Raw genomic sequence first — 25,384 nt, 5'->3', positions numbered from 1 at the left:
TTGGGGACGTACGTAGTGACTGGATCGGCATCGGGCATGGGGCATCAGGCCGCCGAAAAGCTTCGAGCTGCCGGGCATACCGTCATCGGCATCGATATCCAAGACGCGGAGATACGGGCTGACCTGTCGACCGCGGAGGGACGCCAGGCGGCCGCCGAAGGCGCGCTGGAGAACTCAGGCGGCATTCTCGACGGCGCCGTACTTGCAGCTGGTTTGGGCCCGATACGCGGACGGCAACGTTTGATCGCCCAGGTCAACTACTTCGGCGTCGTCGACTTGTTGACAGCCTTGCGGCCGGCTCTGGCTCGTACCCAGCGGGCCAAGGTGGTTGTCATCGGAAGCAATTCGACTACGACCACACCGCTGGTACCTCGCCGCGCGATCCGCGCCTTGCTCGCCGGTGACGTGGACAAAGCGCTGCGCGCGGTCCAGCTCTTCGGCAAGAATTCGGCGGCCATCATCTATGCGGCGTCGAAGATCGCGGTGTCGCGCTGGGTGCGCCGCCACGCGGTCACCGGAGACTGGGCCGGCGTGGGCATCCGCCTCAACGTGCTCGCTCCGGGGGCGATCATGACCCCTCTGCTGGCCGAACAGCTAGCCAATCCGAAAGAAGCCAAGTCGGTCAAGGCGTTTCCGGTACCGGTAGGAGGCTACGGCGACGCAGGCCAGCTCGCCGACTGGATGTTGTTCATGCTCTCCGACGCAGCTGACTTTATGTGTGGCAGCGTCGTTTTCGTGGACGGAGGCTCTGATTCCTACTTCCGCGCCGATTCCTGGCCGGTCGCCGTGCCCGTCAACAGTCTGCCTCGCTACCTGGTGCGTTTCCTCGGTTATGGGCGGTCCAAACGCTGAGTTCGATGACCGTTGATCCCCGTCCGAATGATTTTCAAGTAAAGGAGGTTGACATGGCTGCTAAAGCCTCAGTGGCGATTGTCGGGTCGGGCAACATCAGCACCGACCTGCTGTACAAACTGCTGCGTTCGGAGTGGTTGGAGCCACGCTGGATGATCGGTATCGACCCGGAGTCCGAGGGCCTGGCCCGGGCCCGCAAGCTTGGTCTGGAGACTTCGGCTGAGGGGGCGGACTGGCTGCTGGGGTTGGATGAGAAGCCGGACTTCGTCTTCGAGGCCACTAGTGCCTACGTGCACAAGGCGTACGCGCCCAAGTACGAGGCCGCCGGCATCCGGGCCATTGACCTGACTCCGGCCGCGGTGGGCCCGGCGGTGATTCCGCCGGCAAACCTGCACGAACACGTCGACGCACCGAACGTCAACATGATCACCTGCGGTGGCCAGGCCACCATTCCGATCGTGTACGCGGTCACCCGCGCGGTCAAAGCCCAGGGCGGCACCGTGCCGTACGCAGAGATCGTGGCCAGCGTGGCGAGCGTGTCGGCCGGGCCGGGCACTCGCGCCAACATCGACGAGTTCACCAAGACCACCTCGGCGGGTGTGCAGACCATCGGTGGTGCCGAGCGCGGCAAGGCGATCATCATCTTGAACCCCGCCGACCCGCCGATGATCATGCGCGACACCATCTTCTGCCAGATCCCCGAGGACGCCGACCGTGACGCGATCACCGCGTCCATCAAGGACGTCGTCGCCCAGGTGCAGACCTACGTGCCGGGCTACCGGCTGCTCAACGAGCCGCAGTTCGACGAGCCGTCGCTGAACTCCGGCGGGCGCGCCGTGGTCACCACCTTCGTCGAGGTCGAGGGCGCGGGCGATTACCTGCCGCCGTATGCGGGGAACCTGGACATCATGACCGCCGCCGCCACCAAGGTCGGCGAGGAGATCGCCCGCGAGATGGCGGCAGCAAAGGCTGGAGGAGCGAAATGAGCGACCACATCTTCGATGTGCGGATCACCGACACCTCGCTGCGCGACGGCAGCCACCACAAGCGGCACCAGTTCACCCCCGACGAGGTCTCGGCGATCGTCGCCGCGATCGACGCCGCTGGAGTGCCGGTGATCGAGGTGACCCACGGTGACGGGCTGGGCGGGTCCAGCTTCAACTACGGGTTCTCCAAGACTCCCGACCAGGAGTTGATCAAGCTCGCGGCGGCCACGGCCAAGGACGCCAAGATCGCCTTCCTGATGCTGCCCGGCGTGGCGACCAAGGAAGACATGAAGGAGGCGCAGGGCAACGGCGGGGTGATCTGCCGGATCGCGACCCACTGCACCGAGGCTGATGTTTCCATCCAGCACTTCGGGCTTGCCCGCGAGCTGGGCCTGGAGACCGTCGGGTTTTTGATGATGGCCCACACCGTGTCCCCGGAGAAGCTGGCCGCGCAGGCCCGCATCATGGCTGATGCCGGTTGTCAGTGCGTGTACGTGGTCGACTCGGCCGGTGCGCTGGTGCTCGAAGGTGTTCGCGATCGGGTGCAGGCGTTGGTCACCGAGCTCGGTGATGACGCTCAGGTGGGCTTCCACGGTCACGAGAACCTCGGGCTCGGCGTCGCTAACTCTCTGGAGGCGGTGCGCGCCGGTGCCAAGCAGATCGACGGCTCGGTGCGCCGGTTCGGTGCGGGTGCGGGTAACGCGCCGGTCGAAGCGTTGATCGGGGTGTTCGACAAGGTCGGGATCAAGACCGGTATCGACTTCTTCGACATCGCCGATGCCGCCGAGGAAGTGGTTCGCCCGGTGATGCCGGCCGAGTGCGTGCTGGACCGCAACGCGCTGATCATGGGCTATTCCGGGGTGTACTCCAGCTTCCTCAAGCATGCGGTGCGCCAGGGCGAGCGTTACGGTGTGCCCGCTCACGAGCTGCTGCACCGGGCCGGGCAGCGCAAGCTGATCGGCGGCCAGGAGGACCAGCTCATCGACATCGCCCTGGAGATCCAGCGGGAGCGGGCCGCGAAATAATCGCGGCATGACGGCGTTGGTCGGCATTTTCGCTGATAGCGGAGAGAGCGTGCCCGAGGCGCCGAAGCAGGTCCCGCGTGGTGGTCCGACTTTGGGCAACCGCAAGGACATTCGCGATCCACACATCCGTGACCAGTGCCGCCACTTGGTGGTTGTGGTCGGGCCAATCGGGTTCCTCGTGCTGCAGGGCGTCAGTGAAGATCTGAATCAGCCGGTCCCGCACCAGGTCGGCTTTCCTCGAAGCTGCTCCAGTCGCATTCAAGTAGGCGCGGGCCATGGCATCTGCGAGTCGTGGTGCCAATGACAGTTCACCAGTAAGCGATTCGAGAATGCGTAACAGTCGGTGATGCGGCTTGCTCACGCCGATGGTAGCGGGCGCTTCGCCAGGCGTGAACTCGCACAACCAGGCGTATAAGCACTCCAGCAGCAGGCCGTCCTTTGATGGAAAGTAGTGATATACAGAGCTGACAGATACCCCAGCGGCGTCCGCTACAGCCCGTATCTGCACCGCGTCGTAGCCATTGACGGCCTGGCGCGATGCGGCGGCCAGCATGCGTTCGCGCCGGTGATGTTGGTCCAGCTGAGTTAACGGACGGCTTGGCGTACCGCGCCGGATAAACACATCGATCCTCTTCTCTCAAGGCATCCGCCCTGAAACAGCCCCGCTATGGTGGGGCCTCAGAAGAGGCACGATAGGGCGCGCACCGCGCCGTCAGGTGATCATTGCTCGCTCATTGGAACGCTTTCGTCCGGGACCTAAAGGGCCATCATGTGACGCGGTTCAGGCCGTTCGGGTCCGCCTCGACAACGTCGAATCCCTTGTAGCCCGCGGCCGCCACGTCGGAGATGATCGCGCCGTAGGTGCCGAAACCACCGACGAACGGCATGAAAACGCGCGGCCGCCCGGTGATGTTGGCGCCCAGGTACCACGAATTCGCCTGCGTCATCAGGGTGTCTGCCGCGCGTTGGGCGCATTCGGCGCCCCAGTCGGCGGCCGCATCGGGACGGGCCTCCAGGCCGGCGGAGCCATGCGCATCCAAGTATGCGATCGCCTCGGCAACCCAGTCGACATGCAATTCGGAGTGCAGCACCATGTTGGCCAGCACCGACGGACCGCCCGGGCCGGTCATGTTGAACAGGTTCGGGAATCCGGGGACGCTCAACCCCAGGTAGGTGAGGGGCCCGCCGGCCCAGGCGTCGTTGAGTGTCACGCCCTCGCGCCCGACGATGTCGATCTTGGCGACCGACCCGGTCATGGCGTCGAAGCCGGTCGCGAAGACTAGGACGTCCAGATCGTGGTGCGCCTCGGTGGTGCAGATGCCGCGCTCGTCGATCCGCTCGATCGGGGTGGCGCGCAGGTTCACCAGATGCACGTGGTCGCGGTTGAAGGTCGCAAAGTAGTTGTCGTCGGTGCAGATCCGCTTGGCGCCGATCGGATGGTCCTTGGGGATCAGCAGTTCGGCCGTCGCCGGGTCATCGACGATCGCGCGGATCTTGTTCTCCCAGAACAGGCGTGCCGTGTCGTTGGCCGCCAAGGTGACCAGCTGATCGGGGAAGGTCTTGGAGAACAGCACCCCGCCCAGTTGCCAGCGACGCTCGTAGGCGGCGTCGCGCTCCTCAGCGCTCAGTTCCAGCGCCGAGGACGGGTGCGGCTCGTGTGGCGAGCCGCCGCCGCTGGCCCGCGACAGCCGCCGGCGTTCGGGGTAGCCGGCCTTGTGCGCGGCGCGGGTGGCTTCGTCCAGCGGCGCGTTCCCAGCCGGAATGCTGTAGTTGGCGGTGCGCTGAAACACCTCTAACCGGCTGGCCTGCGCGGCGATCGGCGGAATCACTTGAATGCCCGAGGAACCGGTGCCGATAACACCGACCCGCTTGCCGGTGAAGTCCACGCCGCCGTGCGGCCAATGCGCCGTGTGGTAGGTCTCGCCGGCGAACGACTCCAGCCCATCGATCGCCGGGATATTGGCGTTGGACAGCGGCCCGACCGCGAGCACGCAGAACCGGGCGGTCACGACCTCGCCCGCGTCGGTGCGGACCTGCCAGGCCAGGGTGGTCTCGTCGAGCACCATGCTGGTCACCCGCGTCCCGAACGAGATGTCCCGGCGCAGATCGAAACGGTCGGCGACGTGATTGAGGTAGCGCAGGATTTCCGGTTGGGTGGCGTACTTCTCGGACCAGTCCCAGTCCTGCTGCAGCTGGGAGTCGAAGGAATAGGAGTAGTCCACGCTTTCGACGTCGCAGCGGGCACCAGGGTAGCGGTTCCAGTACCAGACCCCGCCCACGCCGTCGGCAGCCTCAAACACCCGCACCTTCAGCCCGTCGCCGCGCAGGCGATGCAGCGCGTAGAGGCCGGCGAACCCTGCCCCGACCACCACCACATCCACGTTCGTCTCCATGACCGGCGACCTTAGGAACCGTTGGCATCGGCTCCCACCGGTTGTCTCGCTGGGTGGGACTGGCTGTGACGTGGGGCGCACGCGCCCCGAAGCTATGGCCATGCTCACCAACACGGCCCGATTGGCCGGCAAAGTCGTCCTGATCACCGGCGGTGCACGCGGCCTGGGTGCCGCGTTCGCCCAGAACGTCGTCACCGGCGGCGGCCGGGTGGTGATCGGTGACGTCCTCGACGATGACGGGACACGGCTGGCCGCCGAACTCGGCGAGGCCGCGCGCTACGTCCACCTCGATGTCACCGACCCGGCCGATTGGGAAGCCGCGGTGCAGTCGGCGGTCACCGAGTTCGGCGGGCTGAGCGGGCTGGTCAACAACGCCGGGGTGGCGACCGGGCAACTCGTCGAGCACGAGCCCGTCGCGCACTTCCGCAGCGTGCTGGAGGTCAACCTGGTGGGCGTGTTCAACGGCATCCAGGCCGTCATCGCGCCGCTGCGAGTCGCCGGAGGCGGGTCCATCGTCAACATCTCGTCGGCCGCCGGGTTGATGGGCCTGGCGCTGACCGCCGGGTACGGCGCCTCCAAGTGGGGTGTGCGCGGCCTGTCGAAGATCGCGGCGGTGGAACTGGCCGGCGACCGCATCCGGGTCAACTCGGTGCATCCCGGCATGACCTACACCCCGATGACCGCGCAGGTCGGCATCCAACCAGGCGAGGGGCACTACCCGAATACTCCGATGGGCCGCGTCGGTCTGCCCGAGGAGATCACCGGGGCTGTCGGCTTCCTGCTGTCCGATGAGGCCGCCTACATCACCGGCGCGGAGATCGCCGTCGACGGTGGCTGGACCGCGGGGCCCACGGTGAAATACGTGATGGGGCAGTGACGTCGCGGGGATAATGCCCGCATATGGATGCCACGTCGATGGTGGCGCGAGTGGCGCTGATCATCAACCTGTTCGACGAGCCCGGCAAACGGCTGCGGCTCGACCAGGTGGCGGCCCGCACCGGGTTGCCGCGTTCGTCGGTGCATCGGATCCTGACCCAGTTGGAATCAGCCGGTCTGGTGCAGCATCGGCCCGACGGCTACGGCATGGCCTCCTCACCGCTGCCGGTGGCGCAGATCGTCGACCATGCCGAACTGCGCGGCGTGGCCTCGCCGACCCTGGCCCGCCTGCACGCTGACACCCGGCTGGTGGTGCACCTCGGGGTGCTGCTCGGTGCCGACGTGGTCTACCTCGACAAGGTCGCCGGCGACGGTGGCGCGCTGGTACCGACTCGGGTGGCCGGCCGTACCCCGGCATACGCGAGCGCGCTGGGCAAAGCGCTGCTGGCGCGACTACCGGCCGAGGATGTCGATGCGCTCGTCGGCGACCGGCTGCCGAAACGGACCCGGGCCACCATCGGCGACCGGGCGACCCTGCACCGCGAACTGGCCCGGATTCGCAGCAGACACGGGCTGGCCTACGACACCGAGGAACTGGCGGTGGGCCTGTCCAGTGTCGCCGCACCGATCCGGGCGGGCGACGGCGTGATCGCCGGGCTGTCGCTGACGGGCGCGGTGCCGATGCACCGACTGCAGCGCACCGCGCCGTTCGTCATGCGCGCCGCCGGCCGGATCTCCCACGAGTTGAGCGGGTCCACACCGGCCGACGGCCAGCAGCGCGAGGCCGAGACCGACAGCATGCTGTCCCGGGTTTTGCGCACCATCTCTGCCGACGCCTGGGTCTGACCGCCTCACAGGATGAGGTCGTCGACGGGCAGCCCAAAGGCGAACTGTCCCACCGCCGTCAACACCCGTTCCACGTCGTTGGCGGCGTGCAAACGCGCGGTCTGCATGTCGCGCCAGACCCGGTCCAGCCGCGCGTCCGCGGCGGCGCCGGCCTGCTCGATACACCGCTTGACCGCCTGCATCGCCCGCTCGAACGTAAGCACCTGATCGCGGCGCGCCCGCAGCATCAGCTCGGCGTCGGGGATCGCGCCCGACCGGGCACATTCGCCGAGATCGGCCAGGTTGCGATGGATCTGCAGGGTGGACACCTCCAGTCCCGCGGCCGCCATGGCCAATACGCCCAACGGGTTCGTCATCTGATCGCGGTGCGTGTCGAGTACCCCCGTGGCGGCGCCGAGCAGCGGTGCGGTGCCGGCGTGGGTGTACAGCGTGGGCTGGGGGAGGCGATACAGCGGTGCGAGCGTGGCTCGCTGCGCGTCACTGACCCAGCCGAAGCAGTGCTGGACCGGTACGGGAGCGCCGGACACCACCACGTCGTGGGCGCCGATCCCGCGCAGCCCCAAGCTGTTCCAGGTCGGCTCGACGGTGTAATGCTCGCGGGGCACCAACGCCACCGTGAAGTCTTGCGCGGCGCCCTCCGCCCCGACCACCAGCGCCCCGGCGATCAGCCAGGAGGCGTGCTCCGCCCCGGCGCAGCGGCTCCACCGCCCCGACAGCCGAAAACCGTCGCCTGCACGCTCTAATCGGCCGGTGGGAGCGTACGCCGAACAGATCAGCGCACCGGGATCGCCGCCCCAGACATCCTGCTGGGCCGCACTGTCGAATAGGGCCAGATGCCAGGAGTTGACCGCCAGCGCCGCGGCCAGCCACCCGGTCGAGGTGCAGGCCGCCGAGATCTCAGTGACCACCGCCAGGTAGTTGTCGGGATCGCTCTGTCGACCGCCGAAGCCAGCGGGCTGCAGCAGCGCGAACACACCCGCGTCGCGCAGGCTCGCGACGGTGTCGGCTGCCACCGCGCCGTCCCGGTCGACCGTTTCGGCGGCCGCGGCTATCGCGGGCAACAACGGTCGAACGGCAGCCAACACGCCCTCAGCCATGCGCACCGCCCTTCGTGTCGTGGATAGCATTCATTGTGGCGCCGGCCGCACGTCCGCGAGGAGAATTCCATGGGAGCCTGGCAGATGTTGCAGCCCAAGCGATTCGGCGGCCAATCCATACCGGTCGAGGAATTCGTCGCCGCGGTGGCTGCCGCTGCCGCACAGGACGGGTCCGCGGGCTGGCGTTGCGCGATGGCCAACGCAGCGGCCTACTGGGCCGGCGCCCTGTCCGACCACGCCGGTACCCACATCTGGGGACGCGACGCCGCAGCCCGGGTCGCGATCGGCCGAGGCCCGGGCGGGCGGTTGGAGTGGGGGCGGCTGACCGGTCAGTGGTGCGATGTCGCCGGCGCCGACGTTGCCGACTGGTTGCTGCTGGCAGTAGATGAAGACCGCCTGGTGCTGGTGCCGCGCGCCGATATCACGGCGGTAGTGCCCACCGAAATTGCCGGACTGCCCGAGGCCGGGCTCGCCGCGCTGACGGTGACGGCCTTGCCGGTCGCCGAAGAGCGGGTCTTTCCGGCGCGCGACGACGGTGCCGCCGTAATCACTGGCGCCGCGGCGGCCGCCGCGGTAGCCGGTGCCGCCGACGGACTGTGGCGGGTGCACGTCGCCCAGGTCCAGGAGAAGCTGGCCGCCTCCTATGGCAGCGCAGAGGCGGCCGATCTGACGGTGTCGACCCGGCAGGCGGCCCGGGCCGCCGCCGACATCGACGCCGCCACGCTGCAGATCATCGCGTCGCTGACGCAGGACCCGCCGACTGCGGCGCGGGCTCAGCGCCAGGCCGCCGTCCGGGCGCGCGAGGCCGCCGACCGCGTTCTGGGCAGCAGCCGCGGCCACGCGCTGGACTCCTCAGACCCGGTCGCCCGTCTGTGGCGTGACGTCCAGACCGGATGCCGGCTGGCACTGCGACTGCTCGATGACCTCGACCGCTGAGACCGCGCTGGCCAGCTCGGCCAGTGCCGCTGGCAAGCCGTCGGCGATCTGCCAGGGGTCGGGCACGTGTGCCCCGCAGCTCAACACTCCGATCGTCAGCTGCCCTTCGTAGCTCCACCCGGTGAAGTTCAAGCCCATCGGGAACACCAGCGGACCCGATGAGATCAGTCGTTCGACCGGCGCGCCGCCAAAGTAAAGCTGTTGCGGCCCTCGCATATTCGATGCGATCAGGCTGAACGTCGGTCGGTGCGTCGTTCGCTCACCGATCAGCGGCAGGGCGCGCGAGTAGAACCAGAACAGCGGCCAGTACTCCATCCAGTCGTGCTGCAGCCACAGGTCGCGTTCGGACTGAACCTCGCGGGCGATTCGAGTCGCCGCGGCGATCGTGGTCAGCCGCTGTAGCGGATCGGGGATATCGGTGGCCAGCGCGACGTTCCACCGGGCCACCTTGTTGCCCCAGGGGTCGCCCTCGGGCGGGCGCATCGACACCGGCACCACCGCGGTGAGCGCTTCCTCGCTCAGTTCGCCGTGCCGGTCGAGGTAAGCGCGCAACGCGCCGCTGCAGACGGCCAGGAACACATCGTTGACCGTCACTCCGCGGGCCCGAGCGATTTCCTTGATGACCGTCATATCGCAGCCGCGGAAGGCGAAGTGGCGCTCCGCGGTCAGTGGCGCGTTGAAGCGGGTGCCGGGTGCGGCGAACGCGGCGGCATAGCCCGGCTTGCCGTCTCGGCGGCGCCGCAGAATGACCCGGCTCACCGCGACGGTGCGGTTCACCACCCGCGGCAGGCCAAGCGCCGCGGCGAGTTGATGGCGCGCCACCATCGGCAGCCACTGCCACGGCGCCGGCCGGCGCTCGTCGCGCGGGGGAGTCGACGGGGCGGTGCCGGTGCCGCACAGCGCCTCCAGGATGCGCAGCGAAGCAGTGCCGTCGGCGACCGCGTGGTGAATCTTCCAGATCAGCGCGATCTTGCCGTCGGCCAGGCCGTCGACATAGAACAGCTGCCAGGCCGGGCGACTGCGGTCGAGGCGATCGTAGAAGATTGCGTCGATCGCCAGCGCCAGTTCGTGATCGCCCCCGGGAGCGGTGAGGGTGACCCGCCGGACGTGGTGCTCGACGTCGATGCGCGGCCGGGCCACCCACCAGGGCCGACCGAACCGCAACCGGGGCATCAGCAACTGCCACTGCAGCGGCTCGACCCGTTCGACCAGGCCCGGGACCATCGCCTTGACCGCCTCGAAGGTGAGTGGCCGCTGTCCGCGGCTCGGGTCGAGCACCATCACCTTGATCGTGTGCTGCGGTTGGGCGGCGTTCTCCCACGCCAAAAAGCTGTTGTCCTCGCCGGTCAGACGCCGCATTGCCGCTCCAGTCGCTCTCGCCCGTGATGTGGTCCGGTTCACTTCTATGCCTGCCGTGTGCCGGGGCCGACACGTTGTCTCGGCCAATGAGACATCGGGATTCGCCGGGGTGCGGCGCCGTTCTACGTTGCGCTGCGTGAGCGATATCGCCTCGATGCAGACCGAGCTGGCCGACCGGATGAGCGCGGCTTTCGCATCCATCGCGGCCGGTGACGGCAACGCGGTCCAGGTGCGGGCGAGCCTGAAAGCGAGCCGGCGACCGGCCAGGCCCGTCCCGGTGGGCTGGGTCGATGAGCGCCACATTCCCGGCCCCGCCGGCCCGATTCAGGTGCGCATCTACTTCCCGCTCGTGCCGGGCACTCCTCGGGAGAGGCTGCCGGTGCTGGTCTATTTCCACGGCGGCGGCTTCGTACTGTGCGACCTCGATTCGCACGACTCCTGCTGCCGCCGGCTGGCCAACGGCGCGGGGGCGATCGTGGTGTCGGTCGATTACCGGCTGGCTCCCGAAGCGCCGTTCCCGGCCGCGATCGATGACGCCTGGGCGGCCACCCAGTGGGTGGCGGCCCACCTCTCCGAGCTCGGTGGCGATCCGGCGCGGTTGGTAGTGGCCGGCGACAGTGCCGGAGGCAACCTCGCTGCGGTGGTGGCCATGCTCGCTCGCGACCGAGGTGGGCCGGCGATCGCGTTCCAGGTGCTCATCTATCCCGTCGTCGACCAGCGGCGCAAGCAGGCGTCGGCGTCCGGTGCCCGGCCGGCCCCCAACGGGACGCTGACGGCGGCGCACATGCAGTGGTTCACCGAGCAGTACCTGGGTCGCGAGGGCGACCGGACCGATGTGCTGGCCTCACCGATCCTCGGCGACTTCACCGGCCTGCCGCCGGCCCACGTCGTCACCGGCGCGTTGGACCCGCTGTGTGCGGAGGGCGAGGAGTACGCCCAGCGGCTTCAGGACGCCGGCGTGGCCGCCAGCGTCACGCGCTACGAACAGGGTTTCCACGGCTTCTTCAATCTGGCGGACCATCTGCCCTTCGCCGCCCAAGCCAGCGACGACGTCTGCGCGGTGCTCCGCGCGGCCTTACCGGAAGGATCACCATGCAACTGAGGAACGCTCGGGTCTTGATCACCGGCGCCAGCCGTGGCCTGGGCAGGAGCATCGCCCAGGTGGTGGCCGAGCGCGGCGCCGATGTCGCGCTGGTGGCGCGCGATGGTGCGGCGCTGGAGATCCTGGCCAAGGAGCTCGACGGCAAGCCCTACCCGACCGACCTTTCTGACCCCGCGGCCGTGGAGACCTTGATCGACCGGGTGGAAGCCGACGGGCCGGTGGATGTGCTGATCAACAATGCCGGTCTGGATCACGTCGGTTTGCTGCCGGACACCTCGGCGCAGTCGGTGCGAGAAGTGCTGCAGGTCAACTTGGCGGCGCCGATGGAGCTGAGCCGCTCGGTCATGCCGCGGTTGGTGTCTCGCGGTCGGGGCCACATCGTCAACGTGTCGTCGATGGGCGCACTGAGCATCACCCCGGGCCTCACCCTCTACGGCACCTCGAAGGCCGGTCTGAGCCAGTTCACCCACGGGCTGCGCCAGGAACTGCGCGGGACGCCGGTCGGCACCACGCTGGTTCAGCTCGGATCGGTCAAGACCGACATGATCGACAACATCCGTGAGTTCGGCCCGACACGTCGGGTGATCGAGCGCTTCGAGCGGTGGCGGATGCAGCCGCGGGAAGCACTCGACCCGGTGTTCGTGGGCAACGCGGTCGCCGATGCCGTCGAGCGGCGCCGCAAGTATGTGAACCTGCCCCGCCAGATCGTGGTGACCGCGGCGCTCACCGAATTGCCCCGCCGGCTCAGCGAAGTGCTGATCACCGGCCTCGATGTGAAGACGGTGTGAGGAGATGGCGGGTGTGGATCTGACCGGCAAGGTCGCCATCATCACCGGAGCGGCACGCGGGCAGGGCGCCGCTGAGGCCCGGTTGTTCACCGAGCTCGGCGCTCACGTGGTGCTCACCGATGTGCTGGCCGACGAAGGGGAGTGCCTCGCTACCGAACTCGGGGCCCGGTTCGTGCGTCACGACGTCGGCGACGAGACCGGGTGGCAGACCGTGGTCGAGACTGCGGTCAGCGAGTTCGGGCGCCTCGACGTGTTGGTCAACAATGCCGCGATCTGCCAGTCGATTCCGCTTGTCGAGCAGTCCGCCGCGGGTTTCAACGCGATGCTACGGGTCAACCTCATTGGGGCGTTTCTGGGCATCAAGGCGGTGGTGGAGCCGATGCAGGCCAGCGGCGGCGGGTCGGTGATCAATGTGTCATCGCAAGCGGGGCTACAGGGTCTCGCCGGATACAGCGCCTACGGGGCGTCGAAGTGGGGGCTGCGCGGCATGACGAAGGTCGCGGCAATCGAATTGGGGCCCTGCGGGATTCGAGTCAACTCGGTACACCCCGGCATGATCGACACCCCGATGGTCGCGCACTTGGGCGTCCGGCCCGGGCCGGGGCGGCACCCGGCAGCGCCGCTGACCCGCATCGGGCTGCCCTCCGAAGTCGCCGATGTGGTCGCCTTCTTGGCTTCGGATGCCTCGGCGTATGTGACCGGAGCCGAACTGGCAGTCGACGGCGGGGCGAGCGCGGGCAAGATCCCGACCCCGACACCGTGACCGGCGGGCCCCGGCGTTAGCGTGTCTAAAGACTTTCGGGACCTTTGAGGAGACACATGCCGGCCGAGTTGAGCCACGACGAGACCCTGCGCGAGGTCACCACTGAGCAAGGGGTGCTGCGCTACCACGAAGCCGGTGACGGGCCGACGCTGCTGCTGCTGCACGGCTCGGGGCCGGGCGTGACCGGATGGCGCAACTACCGCGGGGTGCTGCCGGCATTCGCCGAGCACTTCCGCTGCCTGGTGCTGGAGTTCCCCGGCTTCGGGGTCAGCGACGACTTCGGCGGGCATCCCATGGTGACCGCATTCGGTGCGGTGCCGGCCTTCGTCGAAGCGCTGGGTCTGGACCAGTTCAGCATCGTGGGCAACTCGATGGGCGGCGGCGTCGGCATCGGCTACGCGATCGGCAACCCCGACAAGGTGGGCAAGCTGGTGACCATCGGCGGCATCGGCACCAACCTGCTCAGCCCGGGACCGGCCGAGGGCATCCGGTTGCTGCAGGACTTCGTCGACAACCCCAGCCGCGACGCGCTGGTGCGCTGGCTGCACTCGATGGTCTACGACCCCTCGGTGGTCACCGAAGAGCTGATCGAGGAGCGGTGGGCATTGGCCACCGACCCCGACACCCTGGCCAGCGCCCGACGGATGTACGGCAAGGAAGCCTTCACCAACATGGTGAAGATGATGCAGGCGTCCAAGGGGCCGCTGCCGTGGGCGATGATGCACCGGCTCAAGACGCCGACGCTGGTCACCTGGGGCCGCGACGACCGGGTCAGCCCGCTGGACATGGCGCTGATCCCGATGCGGACCATTCCCGACGCCGAAGTGCACGTGTTCCCCAACTGCGGGCACTGGACCATGATCGAGGCCAAGGACGCCTTCACCCGCGTGGTGCTGGAATACCTGACCCGCGACTGACGCGGTTAACGTGGCCCGCGCAGCTGGCGTTTAGAAGCTGAAGCTGAACAGGGCGTGGTCGTAGAGGCCGAGCCCGGTGAGCAGGTCATCGATGGTGGCATCGTCGACGCCGACGTTGCTGAGCAGGTCGTTCAGGCTGTCGTTGAGCAGGCTCAGTCCTGAGCCGGTGAGCCCGGCGATCAGGGAATCGAGGGTGGTGCTCGACAGGCCCAGCGAATCGACCAGGCCGCCCACCGTGGCAGCCGACGGGATCAGGCCGGAACCGAGCAAGTCGCCGAGGGTGGTGTCGTCCAGGCCTAGTCCGCCCAGCAGGCCGGCGACGGACATGTTCAGCGGGAGCGTGGGCAGCAGCTGGTTCAGGGTGACGCCGTCCAGCCCCAGGACATCGAGTGCGCTGCTGAGGCTGATGCCGCCGACACCGGCGGCGGGGTCGGTCAGCAGATTCACCACGCCGGGGAAGACCGCGGCATTGGTGAGTCCGGCGAGTTCCAGTAGACCGCCCAGGGTGGTGATGTTGTTGAGGCCCGGGATCACCCCGACCCACCCCAGCAAGGTGTTGAGGAAGATGGCGTTTCCGCCGAGGTCGGTGAGGATCGTGCTCAGTTGAACGTTGCTCATGCCCAGCCCGCTCACCACGTCACCGAACGTGACGTGGTTCAGGCCCGGCACGGCGGAGCCCAAGGCGGTGAGGATCGGCGCCAGGTCTTTCAGCTCCATGTCGCCGAAGCCCAGGCCGCTCACCAACTGGTCCAGGGTGACACCGCCCAGACCCAAACCGTCGACCAGGCCGAGGGCCAGGGCGCCGACGTTCTGACCGCCCAGGCCCAGGCCGTCGACCAGACCGCCGAGCGTGACGCTGTCCAAGCCGAGCCCGTCGACCAGTCCGTTGAGCAGACCGGCCAGCCCGACGTCGGACAGTCCGAGACCGGTGACCAGCGTTCCTACCGTGGTGTGGCCCAGTCCGAGGCCGTTGACCAGGCCGGGGAGCAACTCGCTCAGCTGGTCATCGCCCATGCCCAGGAAATTGACGATCTGCGCCAGCGTGACGTTCCCCAGACCGAGCATGTCGGCCATCGGGCCGAGGGGGAACAGCCCGACGGTGCCGTCGTCGATGACGATGAATCCCAAGTTGGTGGCGGCGGCGGACGAGGCGACCGCGGTGAGTTCGACCGGCCGGTTCTGGAGGATCTCCAGTTGTGGCGCTGCGGGTGCGACGGCGACGAGGGCGGCGCTGGTGATCGCGACGGTGCCGGTGATGAACGGGTTGAGCGTCAGCTGCATGGTTCTTCTTCCCCCAAAGTCGAATGAACTGCCTGCAGCCTGAGAGCCTATACGGGGTTTAGTAAGAAAAAGCGCAGGAAACGTCAAATGGAATTTCGGGGACTCAGCGCGTAAAGGGTCCGCGCGTTTGCTGTGCCAGGCGTCCATGTCGGGCGAAACGGACCGGGCAACGACGCCTGATTGCTGCGTCCGGGTGCTTACCGGCGGGGCAAGGTAGACCGGTGGGAGCGGGCGGATCGGGCGGCATCACCCCGTCGTACAATCGCCATGGCTCGTTGAGCCGTCCCCGGCCGCGTTAGCTCAGTTGGTAGAGCGTCGCTCTTGTAAAGCGGATGTCGAGAGTTCGAGTCTCTCACGCGGCTCCATTCGGTGACGCCGTTCTTGTCGGTACTGTTGGATAGCGTCCGTCTCATGACGGTGACCTGTCTTGGGTGCGGCGTCGATTTTGAAGGCCGTCGGCTAAGGGTGTTCTGTAGCAATGCATGTCAACAGTCACACCGCAGACGCCAGCCCTTGGAAGCCTGGCTCGACGCCGGCGACAGCGGTACGCCGATGGCCTGTCGTATCGAGGGCTCCTGCCTCCTAAGTCGGGTCGTAGCGGGCTGTCGCCGGCGGGCTCAATTCTCTGATTCGGTCGGGTCGTGGTCGATCACCCGTTGGGAGCGCACCGTCCGGGTCGACGAACGCCGGCTGGATCGGCGAGGCAGCAGCGGGATCCGTTCGGCGATGTTGCTCAGCGGGTTGACCACCATGGTCAGCGCGATCACCGCCTCCTGCAGGGTCTCGATCGCCGGCTCCAGGGCCTCCATGCCGGGGGCCAGCCGGCTCAAGGTGTCGGCGACACCGGCGAGCTGCTCCAGGGGCCCGTTGCGGGCGGTCAGCTTGTCGATCAGCCCGCCTTCGGCCAGCAGTCGATCGGCCAAGCCGTCTTCGGCCAGTAGTCGTTCGATCAGCCCGTCTTCGTCGGTCAGTTGATCCACCAGACCGCCGGGTTGCAGGGCCCGCTGCAGCCCGCCACCCTCGGCGGTGAGCCGGTCGATCACTCCGCCCGGTCCGGTCAGTTGGTCGACCAGGCCGCCGGGCGCCAGCAGCCGATCGGCCGGCCCGCCCGGCGCCAGCGCACGCCCCAGCGGCGCGTCGTCGTCCATCAACTTGGCCAGCCGGTTGGCCCGGGCGATGGTGTCGTCCAGGCCCAGCATGTGTGCCATCGAGTTGTTGGCGCCCTGCTTTCCGGCATCGCCGAGGGCCTGGCGGGCAAATCCGAGCGCCGTCGTGGCGACGCCGAGACTGGCATCGGCGATCGACAAGCCGATGCGCGCCGGGGCGGTGGACACGGCAATAAGCTGTTTGACCAGGCTCACCAGGCCAGTCTAGGGGGCATTGGGAGCGGGTATCGGCTAGTTTGATTGACAGTAAACATACAGCCGATATCCAGGTGGTTTTCACCGGACCGCGAGGGAATTGACGCTATGGGAGCAACAGCCGCGCACGACGCTGCACCGGAGGCCCGCGTGTTGGTCGTCGATGACGAGACCAACATTGTGGAGCTGCTGTCGGTCAGTCTGAAATTCCAGGGTTTCGAGGTCTACACGGCCTCCAGCGGACCGGCCGCGCTGGACCGCGCACGCGAGATTCGGCCGGACGCGGTGATCCTCGACGTGATGATGCCGGGCATGGATGGATTCGGGGTGCTGCGCCGGCTACGCGCCGACGGCATCGACGCCCCGGCCCTGTTCTTGACCGCGCGGGACTCGCTGCAGGACAAGATCACCGGGTTGACCCTCGGCGGCGACGACTACGTGACAAAGCCGTTCAGCCTGGAGGAGGTGGTGGCGCGGCTGCGGGTCATCCTGCGCCGGGCCGGCAAGGGCGCCCAGGAGCCGCGCAACTCCCGGCTCACGTTCGCCGACATCGAACTCGACGAGGACACCCACGAAGTGTGGAAGGCCGGGCAGCCGGTCTCGTTGTCGCCCACCGAGTTCACGCTGTTGCGCTACTTTGTGATCAATGCCGGCACGGTGTTGAGCAAGCCGAAGATTCTGGACCACGTCTGGCGCTATGACTTCGGCGGTGACGTCAACGTGGTGGAGTCTTACGTCTCCTACCTACGGCGCAAGATCGACACCGGCGAGAAGCGCCTGCTGCACACGCTGCGTGGGGTCGGTTATGTGCTGCGCGAGCCGCGATGAGCGCGAGCCGCGACGAACAACTGTGGCCGGTGAGGGCCGGAAACGGGTTATAGGTCGAAACATATGGGGACGGTCAAACCCCTTCGGGACATCTTGCCGCTGAAAGTCAGCCTGGTCGCTGCCACCCTGGCGATGGTGGCCATCGGGTTGCTGGCGCAGGGGTATGCCGTGACCACGATCTTGCGGCACCGGTTGATCGGCAGGATCGACGCCACGCTCATCGACGCCGCCCACGGCTGGGCGCTGGAACAGCGCGGGCGGCTGCCGTCGAGGGAGGGAGAAGATCCCAATCCCGGCCGGCCGCCGACGAGCTTTTATGTCCGCGACGTCGACCCCGACGGCAGCATCTGGACCGTCGTCAACGACCAGAACGCCGAGCCGTTGCTGCCGCCGGACAACGACGTGGGGTCGGTGCCGATCACGATCGGCTCCGTCGACGGGTCGGGCGTGCAGTGGCGGGCGTTGTCGGTGCACGGCGAGAACGGCAGGCTGATCACCGTGGCCAGGGATCTATCCGATCCCCGGGCCACGCTGCGCTACTTGGCCTGGTGGCGGGTGACGATCGGCGTCGGGGTGTTGTTGGTGCTGGGCGCCGCCGGTTATGTGGTGGTCAACCGCAGCCTACGGCCGCTGGCCGAGGTCGAACGGACCGCGGCCGCGATCGCTGCCGGTCAGTTGGACAGCCGTGTGCCCGAGCGTGATCCGCGTACCGAAGTCGGACGCCTCACGTTGGCACTCAACGGCATGCTGGCGCAGATCCAGGAGGCCGTGGCCTCCTCGGCGAACTCGGCGGAGAGCGCGCGTATCTCCGAGGAACGGATGCGGCGGTTCATCACCGATGCCAGCCACGAACTGCGCACCCCGCTGACCACGATTCGCGGTTTCGCCGAGCTGTACCGGCAGGGCGCGGCCCGCGATGTGGAACTGCTGATGTCGCGCATCGAAAGCGAAGCCCGCCGGATGGGCCTGCTCGTCGAGGACCTGCTGCTGCTGGCCAGAACCGATGCTCAGCGTCCGCTGGAGCGCCATTGGGTCGACCTGTTGGTGTTGGCCACCGACGCGGTCCACGATGCCCGGGCCATCGCACCGAATCGGACCGTCGAACTCGAGGTCTTCGACGGCCCCGGAACCCCGGAGGTGCTCGGTGACGAAGCGCGGCTGCGGCAGGTGTTGAGCAACCTGGTCTCCAATGCCCTGCAGCACACTCCGGACGGGACCGCGATCACCGTGCGGGTCGGTACCGAGGGTGCCGACGCCATCCTCGAGGTCATCGACCAGGGGCCCGGGATGAGCGAGCAGGATGTGGAGCGGGTCTTCGAACGGTTCTTCCGGACCGACTCATCGCGGGCGCGGGCCAGCGGCGGCACCGGGTTGGGGCTGTCGATCGTCGACTCGCTGACCCGGGCGCACCACGGCTCGGTGACGGTCAGCTCTCCGCCGGGCCAGGGCTGCACGTTCCGGGTGTCGCTGCCACGTCTTGCCGACACCTCGGCCCGCGCGGCCGAGTTACCCGCTGAGATCGTCTGAGTCTCAGTCCAGTTCGGCCAGCGCCGCCTTGATCTTGGCCTGCGCCTCGTCGAGCGATTCCGCTGACGGATGGCGATCCACGCCGGCGAAACCGAAATCGGACAGGCTGCGGGTCGGAAAGACATGGACATGCAGGTGAGGAACTTCTAGGCCGGCGATGATCATGCCGGCCCGCTCGGTGTCGAACGCTCGGCACACCGCCTTGCCGATCTTCTGCGCCACCGCCATCACCTTGTTGAGCGCCGCGTTGTCAATGTTCTGCCACCCGTCGATCTCGGCGCGGGGCACCACCAGCGTGTGGCCCTGGGTCATCGGCTCGATGGTCAAGAAGGCGACGACGTCGTCGTCCTCGTAGACGAAGCGGCCCGGTAGCTCCCGGTTGATGATTTTGGTGAACACGGTGGTCATGGGATCAGCATATGCGCCGACTGCCAGATTAAGCGGCCGCTGCTGCGTATTATCGAGGACGAGCTGATACCCCTGAATACCCGTAGTGCGAGCTTGCCACGCCAGAGGTAGAGGAGATGAGATGTCATCTGTCGCAACCTTTCTCAGCAGTCCTAAGGCAGTGGGAGCCTGGATTCTGGATCCCGGGCAATCAAGTGTCCGCTTCCAGAACGGAACCATGTGGGGCGCGCTGAAGGTCCGGGGCGCGTTTACCGAATTCAGCGGCAGCGGCGAGATCAAGGCCGACAAGACGGTGACGGGCAGGGTCGATATCAAGGCCGCCTCGATCAACACCGGACTGGGCACCCGCGATCACGACCTGCGCCGATCGAACTTCTTCAACACTGACCATTACCCCGACATCACCGTCGTGGTCACCGGTGGGGAGCCGGCCGGCGGCGATGTCGCCCGACTGGACGCCGAACTGACCGTCAAGGGCATCACCGGGCCGTTGCCACTGGAAGTCGAGGTGACCCCGCTCGACGACGGTGGGGTCCGGTTGACCACCGAGGCGATCGTCACCCGCAAGCAGTTCGCGGTGGAAGGCAACTTTCTGGGCATGGTCGGCAACCGGACCAGGCTCAAGGCCAGCCTGGTCTTCCGGCCGGCCTAACTCTTCGTTGACTCTGCGCTGAGGGCGGGTGCTTCTCGCACTTCTTCGCCCTCAGCGCAGAGTCAACTGGTGGTTCAGCGATCCGCTCGGGCCCTAACGCCGACCCGCTGCGCCCGGCTCCGCCGCGCTAGCGATCGGCGTCGGTGTAGCGGATGATGCCGCGAATGTTCTTGCCGTCCAGCATGTCCTGGTAGCCCTCGTTGATCTGCTCCAGCTTGTACTGGCGGGTCACCATGTCATCGAGGTTCAGCTTGCCGACCTTATACATGGACAGCAGCTGCGGGATGTCGTACTGCGGGTTTCCGCCGCCAAAGATGGTGCCCTGCAGGTTCTTCTGCAGCAGCGTCAGCATCGCCAGATTGAGCGTGACCTGGTTGTCCATCATGGAACCCATTGCGGTGAGCACGCAGGTACCGCCCTTGGCGGTCAAGACCATGTAGTTGTCGACGTCGGCGCCGTGCACCTCGCCGACGGTGACGATCACCTTGCGGGCCATCACCCCGTAGGTGACCTCCATCATGCCGCCCATCGCGGCGAAGATGTCGGGGTAGACGTGGGTGGCGCCGAACTTCAGCGCCTGGTCACGCTTCCAGTCCACCGGGTCGATGACGAAGATGTTGCGGGCACCGGCGTTGACCGCGCCCTGCAGTGCCGACATGCCGACCCCGCCGACACCGACGATCGCGACATCCTCACCCGGGCGGATGTCGGCGCTGCGTACAGCCGACCCGTAGCCGGTGGTGACGCCGCAGCCGACCAGGCAGGCCACCTCGAACGGAATCGACGGGTCGATCTTGACCACCGAGGATTTGTGCACCACCATCCACGGCGAGAAGGTGCCCAGCAGCGTCATCGGGTAGACGCCCTCGCCGCGCGCGGTGACGCGGAAGGTGCCGTCGCTGACCGCCACGCCGTTGAGCAGTCCGGCGCCCAGGTCGCACAGGTTGCGCAATCCGGACTGACAGGTCGGACAGCTGCCACAGGACGGAATGAAGGACAGCACCACGTGGTCGCCGGGGGCGATGTCTTCCACCCCGGGGCCGACCTCGGTGACGATGCCGGCGCCCTCGTGCCCGCCGAGGACCGGGAAGCCGGCCATGGGGATGCTGCCGGTCATCAGGTGGTGGTCGGAGTGGCACATGCCGGCCGCCTCCATCTGAATCTTGACCTCGTCTTTCTGGGGCTCACCGATCTCGATCTCCTCGACCGACCACGGCTTGTTGAACTCCCAGAGCAACGCACCCTTTGTCTTCACCGCGAACCTGCTTTCCTTTTGAATTTCCGGACGTCCGGCAGTCCCTGCTCGGAGCCTATAACCCACTTGCGGGCGGCGGGAAGGTTCGTTCGAACCCCTTCAAAGCCTTTGTTCTGCACCGTCGAGTCGCGCTGCAGACGGCCTAGCCGTGGTAGGCGACCTGTAGATCTTTGACGCCGTTGATCCAGCCGGAACGCAGTCGGCGGGGCTGCGCCATTCTCGTGATATCCGGGAGCTGGTCGGCGATTTCGTCGAAGATCAGCCGGATCTCCATCCGCGCCAGGTTGGCACCGATGCAGTAGTGGGTGCCCTGCCCGCCGAACGCCAGGTGCGGGTTGGGGTCGCGCAGGATGTCGAAGCTGAACGGCCGGTCGAAGACCTCTTCGTCGTAGTTGGCTGAGCTGTAGAACAACCCGACCCGCTGCCCTTTGCCGATGGCCACCCCGCCCAGTTCGGTGTCGACCTTGGCGGTGCGCTGGAAGCAGTGCACCGGGGTAGCCCAGCGCACGATCTCGTCGACGGCGGTCTCCGGCCGCTGCCGTTTGTAGAGCTCCCACTGATCGGGGTTTTCCGCGAACGCGTTGATGCCGTGCGTCATGGCGTTGCGGGTGGTCTCGTTGCCCGCCACCGCCAGCAGGATGACGAAGAACGCGAACTCGGTCTCGCCGAGCGATTCGCCGTCGATGTCGGCTTGGACCAGCCGGGTGACGATGTCGTCGGCCGGGCAGCGGCGCCGCTCCTCGGCCATGGTGTAGGCGTAGCCCATCAACTCGGCGTTGGCCATCGCCGGATCGGAGTCGAAATCCGGGTCGTCGGTGTTCATGATCGAGTTGGTCCAATGAAACAGCTTTTCCCGATCGGCCTCGGGAACCCCGAGCAGATCGGCGATCGCCAACAGCGGCAGTTGCATCGCGATGTCGTCGACGAAATTGCCGCTGTCCTTCTCGGCCGCCGCAGCGACGATGTCGCGTGCTGATTGCGCCAGCTTCTCCTCCAGCGCACTCACGGCGCGGGGCGTGAACAGTCGTGACACCAGCTTGCGCAGTCGGGTGTGCTCGGGCGGGTCATGGTTGATCAACAACGCCTTGGTCAGATCCAACTGATCGGCGGAGATGCCGTCGGGCAGGCGCATGACGGCGCCCTTGGCGTTGGTCGACCACACGTCGTTGTCGCGTGAGATCTCTTTGATGTGTTGATGTTTGCTGATGACCCAATAGCCGCCGTCATCGAAGATGTTGCTGTGCGACGGCTGTTCGTTCCACCAGATCGGCGCGGTCTTGCGCAGCTCGGCGAACTGGGTGATCGGCATGCCGTTGAGCAGGACGTCCGGGTCGGTGAAATCGAAACCCGAACCGAACGGACAAGCTGATTGTGTTGATGTCAAGACGAACACCTTTGGTTGTCACTGGAGCATGAACCTCGCTCGGGCATACACATGATGGCTAGGTGTATGACCGAGTGTCAACCATTTTTGTGCGGAACATCGGTGACCAGACCGCCGTCCATGACGAACTCCGAACCTGTGGCGTAGGAAGACTCGTCGCTGGCCAAGAACAGCACGAAGGTGGCGACCTCGTCGGAGGTGCCCGGCCGCCCCAGCGGAATGGTCACCATGTCCTCGGGCAGATGCTCGGTCATCGGAGTGCGGATGAAACCGGGGTGCAGCGAGTTGACCCGAATGTTGTGGCGGGCCAGTTCGAGGGCGGCGGACTTGGTCAGTCCACGCACCGCCCATTTCGAGGCCACGTAGGGGTGCACCATCGGTGCCCCGCGCAGACCCTCGATCGAGGACACATTGATGATGGAACCGCCACCGGCGGCGATCATCGAATCGATGGATGCCCGCATCCCCAGGAATGTGCCGTTGAGATTGACGTCAATGACGTTGTGCCACTGTTCCAGATCGAACTTGCGCAGCGGCCCCAGTGCGACGGTCCCGGCGTTGTTGACCAACACGTTCAGCTTCCCGAACGTCTCGACCGCGACGCTCACCGCGGCGGCCCACTGTTCGGGGTCCCGAACGTCGAGATGCACATAGCGGGCGGCGTCACCGATTTCTGCCGCGAGCGCCGCGCCCTCTTCGTCCAGCACATCGCCGATGACCACTTTGGCGCCCTCTTCGACCAACATCCGGGCGTCGGCGGCGCCCATACCGCGCGCACCCCCGCTGATCAGGGCTACCTTGCCGTCTACACGCCCCATGCGCATTCCGCCTTTCAGTCCAGTGCTGGTGGTTGTCTTCGGTGTCTCAGTCGTCGGTTCCCGCGATAACCGCGGGCGCGCCGACCAAGGGCAGGTCGAGGGTGGTCACGATGCCGGCCGGTGCGGCGACGACGGCCGGAATCGCGTTGACCACGCGACCAACGCCGACCGCGATCGCGGCGTAGTTGTGATCGCCGTGCCCGCTGGTGGGGCAGATGTCGACGGTGTAGGACGGTTCGCCGGTGATCTCCACCCGGTAGGAGCCGCCCGGCTGTGCCGGCTGCGCCCAGTCCGGCCGCAGGTCGCTGCGCAGCCGGGTGACGTGCTCGACCACGATCAGCGGCTTGCCGTCGACGATGCCGTTGATCTCGAACTTGAGTGCGGCGACACCGCCTTTGGGGATGTGTCCGGCGGCGATATCGAAGGCCTCGGGCGCCGGCTCGCGCTCCGATGAGTCGGTGATGGCGTCCAGGGTCACGCCCAGCCCGGCAGCCAGCTCGCGGATTGTCGCGCCCCACGCGATGCTCAAGATGCCCGGCTGCAGCAGCATCGGCACGTTGTCGAGCGAATTGCCGAAGCCCATCACGTCGAACATGACCTCGGCGCCGTCGTAGGTCGCGTAATCGGCGATCTCCAGGCAGCGGATCTGCTCAATGCGTTGGCACGTGCTGGCGAAGGCCAGCGGCACCATGTCGGTAACGAAGCCGGGATCGACACCGTTGACATAGACGCTTGAATTGCCCTGTCGAGCCGCGTCTTCGATGGGTGCGATGAACTTGTCCGGGATGACGCCCCAGGGGTATTGCAGCACCCCCGGGGCGGTACCGATGACGTTGATGCCGGCGGCCAACAGCCGGCAGACGTCCTTGAGAGCGTCGGGCAGCCGGGTGTCACCCATCGCGCAGTAGACCGCGGCCTCGGGCTTGGCCCCGATGATCGTCTCGAAGTCGTCGGTAGCGGTGATGCCGGTGCGGACGTCGAGACCGGCGAGCTCGCCGGCATCCTTGCCCGCCTTGGCTGCGGCCGAGACCCACACTCCGGTGAGCTCGTAGGCGGGATTGGTGATCAGCCCGCGCAAAGCGATGCGCCCGGCGTTGCCGGTGCCGATCAGGGCGACGCGTATGGCCACGAGTTTTCCTGGAGTGAGTGGTGTTCTACCAGAGCGGAACCGGAGCTGTTCCCAGCGGGTAGTAGCCGGGCAGCTTCTCGCCGGCAAGGCTGCGCTCGATGCGCTTCTGCATTCCGCTGGAGAGCTTTCCGGCTGTCATCAGGTCCAGGTAGAGCTTCTGGACGTGACCGAAGTCGAAGAAGTCACGCTGCCATTCGATCTTCGCGTCGGCGTTGAGGCGAAACCAGCTGCCGCCGATGCCGTAGATCTCCGACTCGGCACCGTCGGCGTCTGTCGCGACCTGCTTCCAGAAGCCGACGATCTCGCCCTGCTTGTCGTCGATGAGCACCTTTTGGTAGGGGTACTGCCAGTTGTCCAGCCCCTCCATCTCCAGACCCAGGGCGATGTCGCGGATCTCGTCGATCCCGACGCACATGACGTCCTCTTTGGGGCCGATATTCCAGCCGTAGGTGGCGTCATCGGAGTAGAAGTCGGCCAGTGGCCGCCAGTCGCCGGCCGCTTCGGCGTCGCGGTTGGCCTGCAGCCAGCGTTCGACCCAGTCGTCGAGCTGTTCGCGGGAAAAAGAGGGCATAGTTCAATCCTGTTTCTCTTCAATGGACAAAGCTCGGGTGGGACAAGACCGTACGGCTGCCTGGATCTGGCGGCGGTCGGAGTCGGGTGGTTCGGAGTCGAGAATCTCAACCTTGCCGTGTTTGGGCACCTGGAAGTAGTCGGGCGCCTCCAGTTCGCACATCGCGTGGCCCTGGCACAGGTCCAGGTCCACCTTCACTGTGTAGCTACCCATTTCAGCGCTCCCTCGAC

At 66.9% G+C, this 25,384-nt stretch carries 26 protein-coding genes and 1 tRNA gene; 14 read left to right on the top strand and 13 right to left on the bottom strand.

Annotated features, from left to right (window positions below; genetic code table 11):
- The 3 genes from ACKY0X_RS19410 to dmpG are packed head-to-tail and all read left to right on the top strand — an operon-like array spanning nucleotide 1 to nucleotide 2,863.
- Nucleotides 1-852 (top strand): SDR family oxidoreductase, encoded by an 852-nt coding sequence (locus tag ACKY0X_RS19410; RefSeq protein ID WP_225404990.1) that lies wholly within the window; start codon nucleotides 1-3, stop codon nucleotides 850-852.
- 53 nt (nucleotides 853-905) lie between these two features.
- Nucleotides 906-1,838: an acetaldehyde dehydrogenase (acetylating) gene (locus ACKY0X_RS19405; RefSeq protein WP_409427357.1), complete on the top strand. Its 933-nt coding sequence runs from the start codon at nucleotides 906-908 to the stop codon at nucleotides 1,836-1,838.
- On the top strand, nucleotides 1,835-2,863 hold the full coding sequence (dmpG, locus tag ACKY0X_RS19400) for a 4-hydroxy-2-oxovalerate aldolase (RefSeq protein WP_409427356.1): 1,029 nt from the start codon (nucleotides 1,835-1,837) through the stop codon (nucleotides 2,861-2,863). The genes ACKY0X_RS19405 and dmpG overlap by 4 nt, the downstream gene beginning before the upstream one ends.
- On the opposite strand, the gene ACKY0X_RS19395 is transcribed toward dmpG, so the two are convergent.
- Both ACKY0X_RS19395 and ACKY0X_RS19390 read right to left on the bottom strand, forming a co-directional pair.
- The gene (locus tag ACKY0X_RS19395; protein WP_225407825.1) at nucleotides 2,817-3,416 is read right to left on the bottom strand and encodes a TetR/AcrR family transcriptional regulator; all 600 of its coding nucleotides are present in this window, start codon (nucleotides 3,414-3,416) and stop codon (nucleotides 2,817-2,819) included. The genes dmpG and ACKY0X_RS19395 overlap by 47 nt on opposite strands.
- Before the next feature lie 214 nt (nucleotides 3,417-3,630).
- Nucleotides 3,631-5,256 (bottom strand): flavin-containing monooxygenase, encoded by a 1,626-nt coding sequence (locus tag ACKY0X_RS19390; RefSeq protein ID WP_409427355.1) that lies wholly within the window; start codon nucleotides 5,254-5,256, stop codon nucleotides 3,631-3,633.
- A 100-nt stretch (nucleotides 5,257-5,356) separates the two neighbouring features.
- Here ACKY0X_RS19390 and ACKY0X_RS19385 point away from each other — a divergent pair, with 100 nt between their 5' ends.
- Together ACKY0X_RS19385 and ACKY0X_RS19380 are read left to right on the top strand one after the other, a co-directional pair.
- A complete protein-coding gene (locus ACKY0X_RS19385; protein ID WP_409427354.1) occupies nucleotides 5,357-6,133 on the top strand; it encodes an SDR family oxidoreductase in 777 nt (258 codons plus the stop codon).
- Between the two features lie 23 nt (nucleotides 6,134-6,156).
- Nucleotides 6,157-6,978 carry an IclR family transcriptional regulator gene (locus ACKY0X_RS19380; RefSeq protein ID WP_409427353.1) on the top strand — a complete coding sequence of 274 codons (822 nt, stop codon included), beginning with the start codon at nucleotides 6,157-6,159 and terminating at the stop codon, nucleotides 6,976-6,978.
- A gap of 5 nt (nucleotides 6,979-6,983) precedes the next feature.
- Here the strand turns inward: ACKY0X_RS19380 and ACKY0X_RS19375 are convergent, their stop codons facing one another.
- Nucleotides 6,984-8,075, bottom strand: coding sequence for an acyl-CoA dehydrogenase family protein (locus tag ACKY0X_RS19375; RefSeq protein ID WP_409427352.1), 1,092 nt, complete (start codon nucleotides 8,073-8,075; stop codon nucleotides 6,984-6,986).
- Nucleotides 8,076-8,144: 69 nt separating this feature from the next.
- On the opposite strand from ACKY0X_RS19375, the gene ACKY0X_RS19370 reads away from it, so the two are divergent.
- Nucleotides 8,145-9,011 (top strand): hypothetical protein, encoded by an 867-nt coding sequence (locus ACKY0X_RS19370; protein ID WP_409427351.1) that lies wholly within the window; start codon nucleotides 8,145-8,147, stop codon nucleotides 9,009-9,011.
- Here the strand turns inward: ACKY0X_RS19370 and ACKY0X_RS19365 are convergent.
- Complete coding sequence (locus tag ACKY0X_RS19365; protein WP_409427350.1) at nucleotides 8,928-10,370, bottom strand: wax ester/triacylglycerol synthase family O-acyltransferase; 1,443 nt, start codon at nucleotides 10,368-10,370, stop codon at nucleotides 8,928-8,930. The two genes, ACKY0X_RS19370 and ACKY0X_RS19365, sit on opposite strands and share 84 nt — an antisense overlap.
- Before the next feature lie 136 nt (nucleotides 10,371-10,506).
- Between ACKY0X_RS19365 and ACKY0X_RS19360 the strand changes: the two genes are divergently transcribed.
- From ACKY0X_RS19360 to ACKY0X_RS19345, 4 genes are read left to right on the top strand one after another with little or no spacing between them, the layout of a single operon-like run.
- Nucleotides 10,507-11,472 carry an alpha/beta hydrolase gene (locus tag ACKY0X_RS19360; RefSeq protein ID WP_409427349.1) on the top strand — a complete coding sequence of 322 codons (966 nt, stop codon included), beginning with the start codon at nucleotides 10,507-10,509 and terminating at the stop codon, nucleotides 11,470-11,472.
- Nucleotides 11,463-12,260, top strand: coding sequence for an SDR family NAD(P)-dependent oxidoreductase (locus ACKY0X_RS19355; protein WP_409427348.1), 798 nt, complete (start codon nucleotides 11,463-11,465; stop codon nucleotides 12,258-12,260). The genes ACKY0X_RS19360 and ACKY0X_RS19355 overlap by 10 nt, the downstream gene beginning before the upstream one ends.
- Before the next feature lie 4 nt (nucleotides 12,261-12,264).
- Nucleotides 12,265-13,023 (top strand): glucose 1-dehydrogenase, encoded by a 759-nt coding sequence (locus ACKY0X_RS19350; protein WP_409427347.1) that lies wholly within the window; start codon nucleotides 12,265-12,267, stop codon nucleotides 13,021-13,023.
- Nucleotides 13,024-13,079: 56 nt separating this feature from the next.
- Complete coding sequence (locus tag ACKY0X_RS19345; RefSeq protein ID WP_409427346.1) at nucleotides 13,080-13,940, top strand: alpha/beta fold hydrolase; 861 nt, start codon at nucleotides 13,080-13,082, stop codon at nucleotides 13,938-13,940.
- Between the two features lie 30 nt (nucleotides 13,941-13,970).
- On the opposite strand, the gene ACKY0X_RS19340 is transcribed toward ACKY0X_RS19345, so the two are convergent.
- A complete protein-coding gene (locus ACKY0X_RS19340; protein ID WP_409427345.1) occupies nucleotides 13,971-15,221 on the bottom strand; it encodes a hypothetical protein in 1,251 nt (416 codons plus the stop codon).
- A 289-nt stretch (nucleotides 15,222-15,510) separates the two neighbouring features.
- Here ACKY0X_RS19340 and ACKY0X_RS19335 point away from each other — a divergent pair.
- Nucleotides 15,511-15,586: transfer RNA gene (locus tag ACKY0X_RS19335), tRNA-Thr, on the top strand.
- Between the two features lie 252 nt (nucleotides 15,587-15,838).
- Here ACKY0X_RS19335 and ACKY0X_RS19330 read toward each other — a convergent pair.
- The gene (locus tag ACKY0X_RS19330; protein ID WP_409427344.1) at nucleotides 15,839-16,582 is read right to left on the bottom strand and encodes a hypothetical protein; all 744 of its coding nucleotides are present in this window, start codon (nucleotides 16,580-16,582) and stop codon (nucleotides 15,839-15,841) included.
- Between the two features lie 108 nt (nucleotides 16,583-16,690).
- Here ACKY0X_RS19330 and ACKY0X_RS19325 point away from each other — a divergent pair, with 108 nt between their 5' ends.
- Nucleotides 16,691-17,410, top strand: coding sequence for a response regulator transcription factor (locus tag ACKY0X_RS19325; RefSeq protein WP_409427343.1), 720 nt, complete (start codon nucleotides 16,691-16,693; stop codon nucleotides 17,408-17,410).
- Between the two features lie 63 nt (nucleotides 17,411-17,473).
- Nucleotides 17,474-18,937, top strand: a complete 1,464-nt coding sequence (locus tag ACKY0X_RS19320; RefSeq protein ID WP_409427342.1) for a sensor histidine kinase — start codon at nucleotides 17,474-17,476, stop codon at nucleotides 18,935-18,937.
- A gap of 3 nt (nucleotides 18,938-18,940) precedes the next feature.
- Here ACKY0X_RS19320 and ACKY0X_RS19315 read toward each other — a convergent pair whose 3' ends face one another.
- Nucleotides 18,941-19,345, bottom strand: a complete 405-nt coding sequence (locus tag ACKY0X_RS19315) for an HIT family protein (protein ID WP_409427341.1) — start codon at nucleotides 19,343-19,345, stop codon at nucleotides 18,941-18,943.
- 121 nt (nucleotides 19,346-19,466) lie between these two features.
- Between ACKY0X_RS19315 and ACKY0X_RS19310 the strand changes: the two genes are divergently transcribed.
- Nucleotides 19,467-19,997 carry a YceI family protein gene (locus ACKY0X_RS19310; protein ID WP_409427340.1) on the top strand — a complete coding sequence of 177 codons (531 nt, stop codon included), beginning with the start codon at nucleotides 19,467-19,469 and terminating at the stop codon, nucleotides 19,995-19,997.
- A gap of 127 nt (nucleotides 19,998-20,124) precedes the next feature.
- Here the strand turns inward: ACKY0X_RS19310 and ACKY0X_RS19305 are convergent, their stop codons facing one another.
- From ACKY0X_RS19305 to ACKY0X_RS19280, 6 genes are all read right to left on the bottom strand, one after another.
- Nucleotides 20,125-21,252 carry an NDMA-dependent alcohol dehydrogenase gene (locus tag ACKY0X_RS19305; RefSeq protein ID WP_409427339.1) on the bottom strand — a complete coding sequence of 376 codons (1,128 nt, stop codon included), beginning with the start codon at nucleotides 21,250-21,252 and terminating at the stop codon, nucleotides 20,125-20,127.
- Nucleotides 21,253-21,394: 142 nt separating this feature from the next.
- Entirely contained in the window at nucleotides 21,395-22,645 is a 1,251-nt protein-coding gene (locus ACKY0X_RS19300; protein WP_409427338.1) for a cytochrome P450, read from the bottom strand.
- A 68-nt stretch (nucleotides 22,646-22,713) separates the two neighbouring features.
- Nucleotides 22,714-23,454 carry a glucose 1-dehydrogenase gene (locus tag ACKY0X_RS19295; protein WP_409427337.1) on the bottom strand — a complete coding sequence of 247 codons (741 nt, stop codon included), beginning with the start codon at nucleotides 23,452-23,454 and terminating at the stop codon, nucleotides 22,714-22,716.
- Nucleotides 23,455-23,500: 46 nt separating this feature from the next.
- Complete coding sequence (locus ACKY0X_RS19290; RefSeq protein WP_409427336.1) at nucleotides 23,501-24,583, bottom strand: diacylglycerol kinase; 1,083 nt, start codon at nucleotides 24,581-24,583, stop codon at nucleotides 23,501-23,503.
- 25 nt (nucleotides 24,584-24,608) lie between these two features.
- Complete coding sequence (locus ACKY0X_RS19285; RefSeq protein ID WP_409427335.1) at nucleotides 24,609-25,154, bottom strand: nuclear transport factor 2 family protein; 546 nt, start codon at nucleotides 25,152-25,154, stop codon at nucleotides 24,609-24,611.
- 3 nt (nucleotides 25,155-25,157) lie between these two features.
- Nucleotides 25,158-25,367 (bottom strand): ferredoxin, encoded by a 210-nt coding sequence (locus tag ACKY0X_RS19280; protein ID WP_046284264.1) that lies wholly within the window; start codon nucleotides 25,365-25,367, stop codon nucleotides 25,158-25,160.
- Nucleotides 25,368-25,384 lie beyond the last annotated feature (17 nt).

This window comes from Mycobacterium sp. SMC-11 (assembly GCF_046250095.1).
Classification (GTDB): Bacteria; Actinomycetota; Actinomycetes; order Mycobacteriales; family Mycobacteriaceae; genus Mycobacterium; species Mycobacterium heraklionense_A.
Note: the sequence above shows the minus strand (reverse complement) of the source record. Positions and strands in the feature narration are given on the sequence as shown.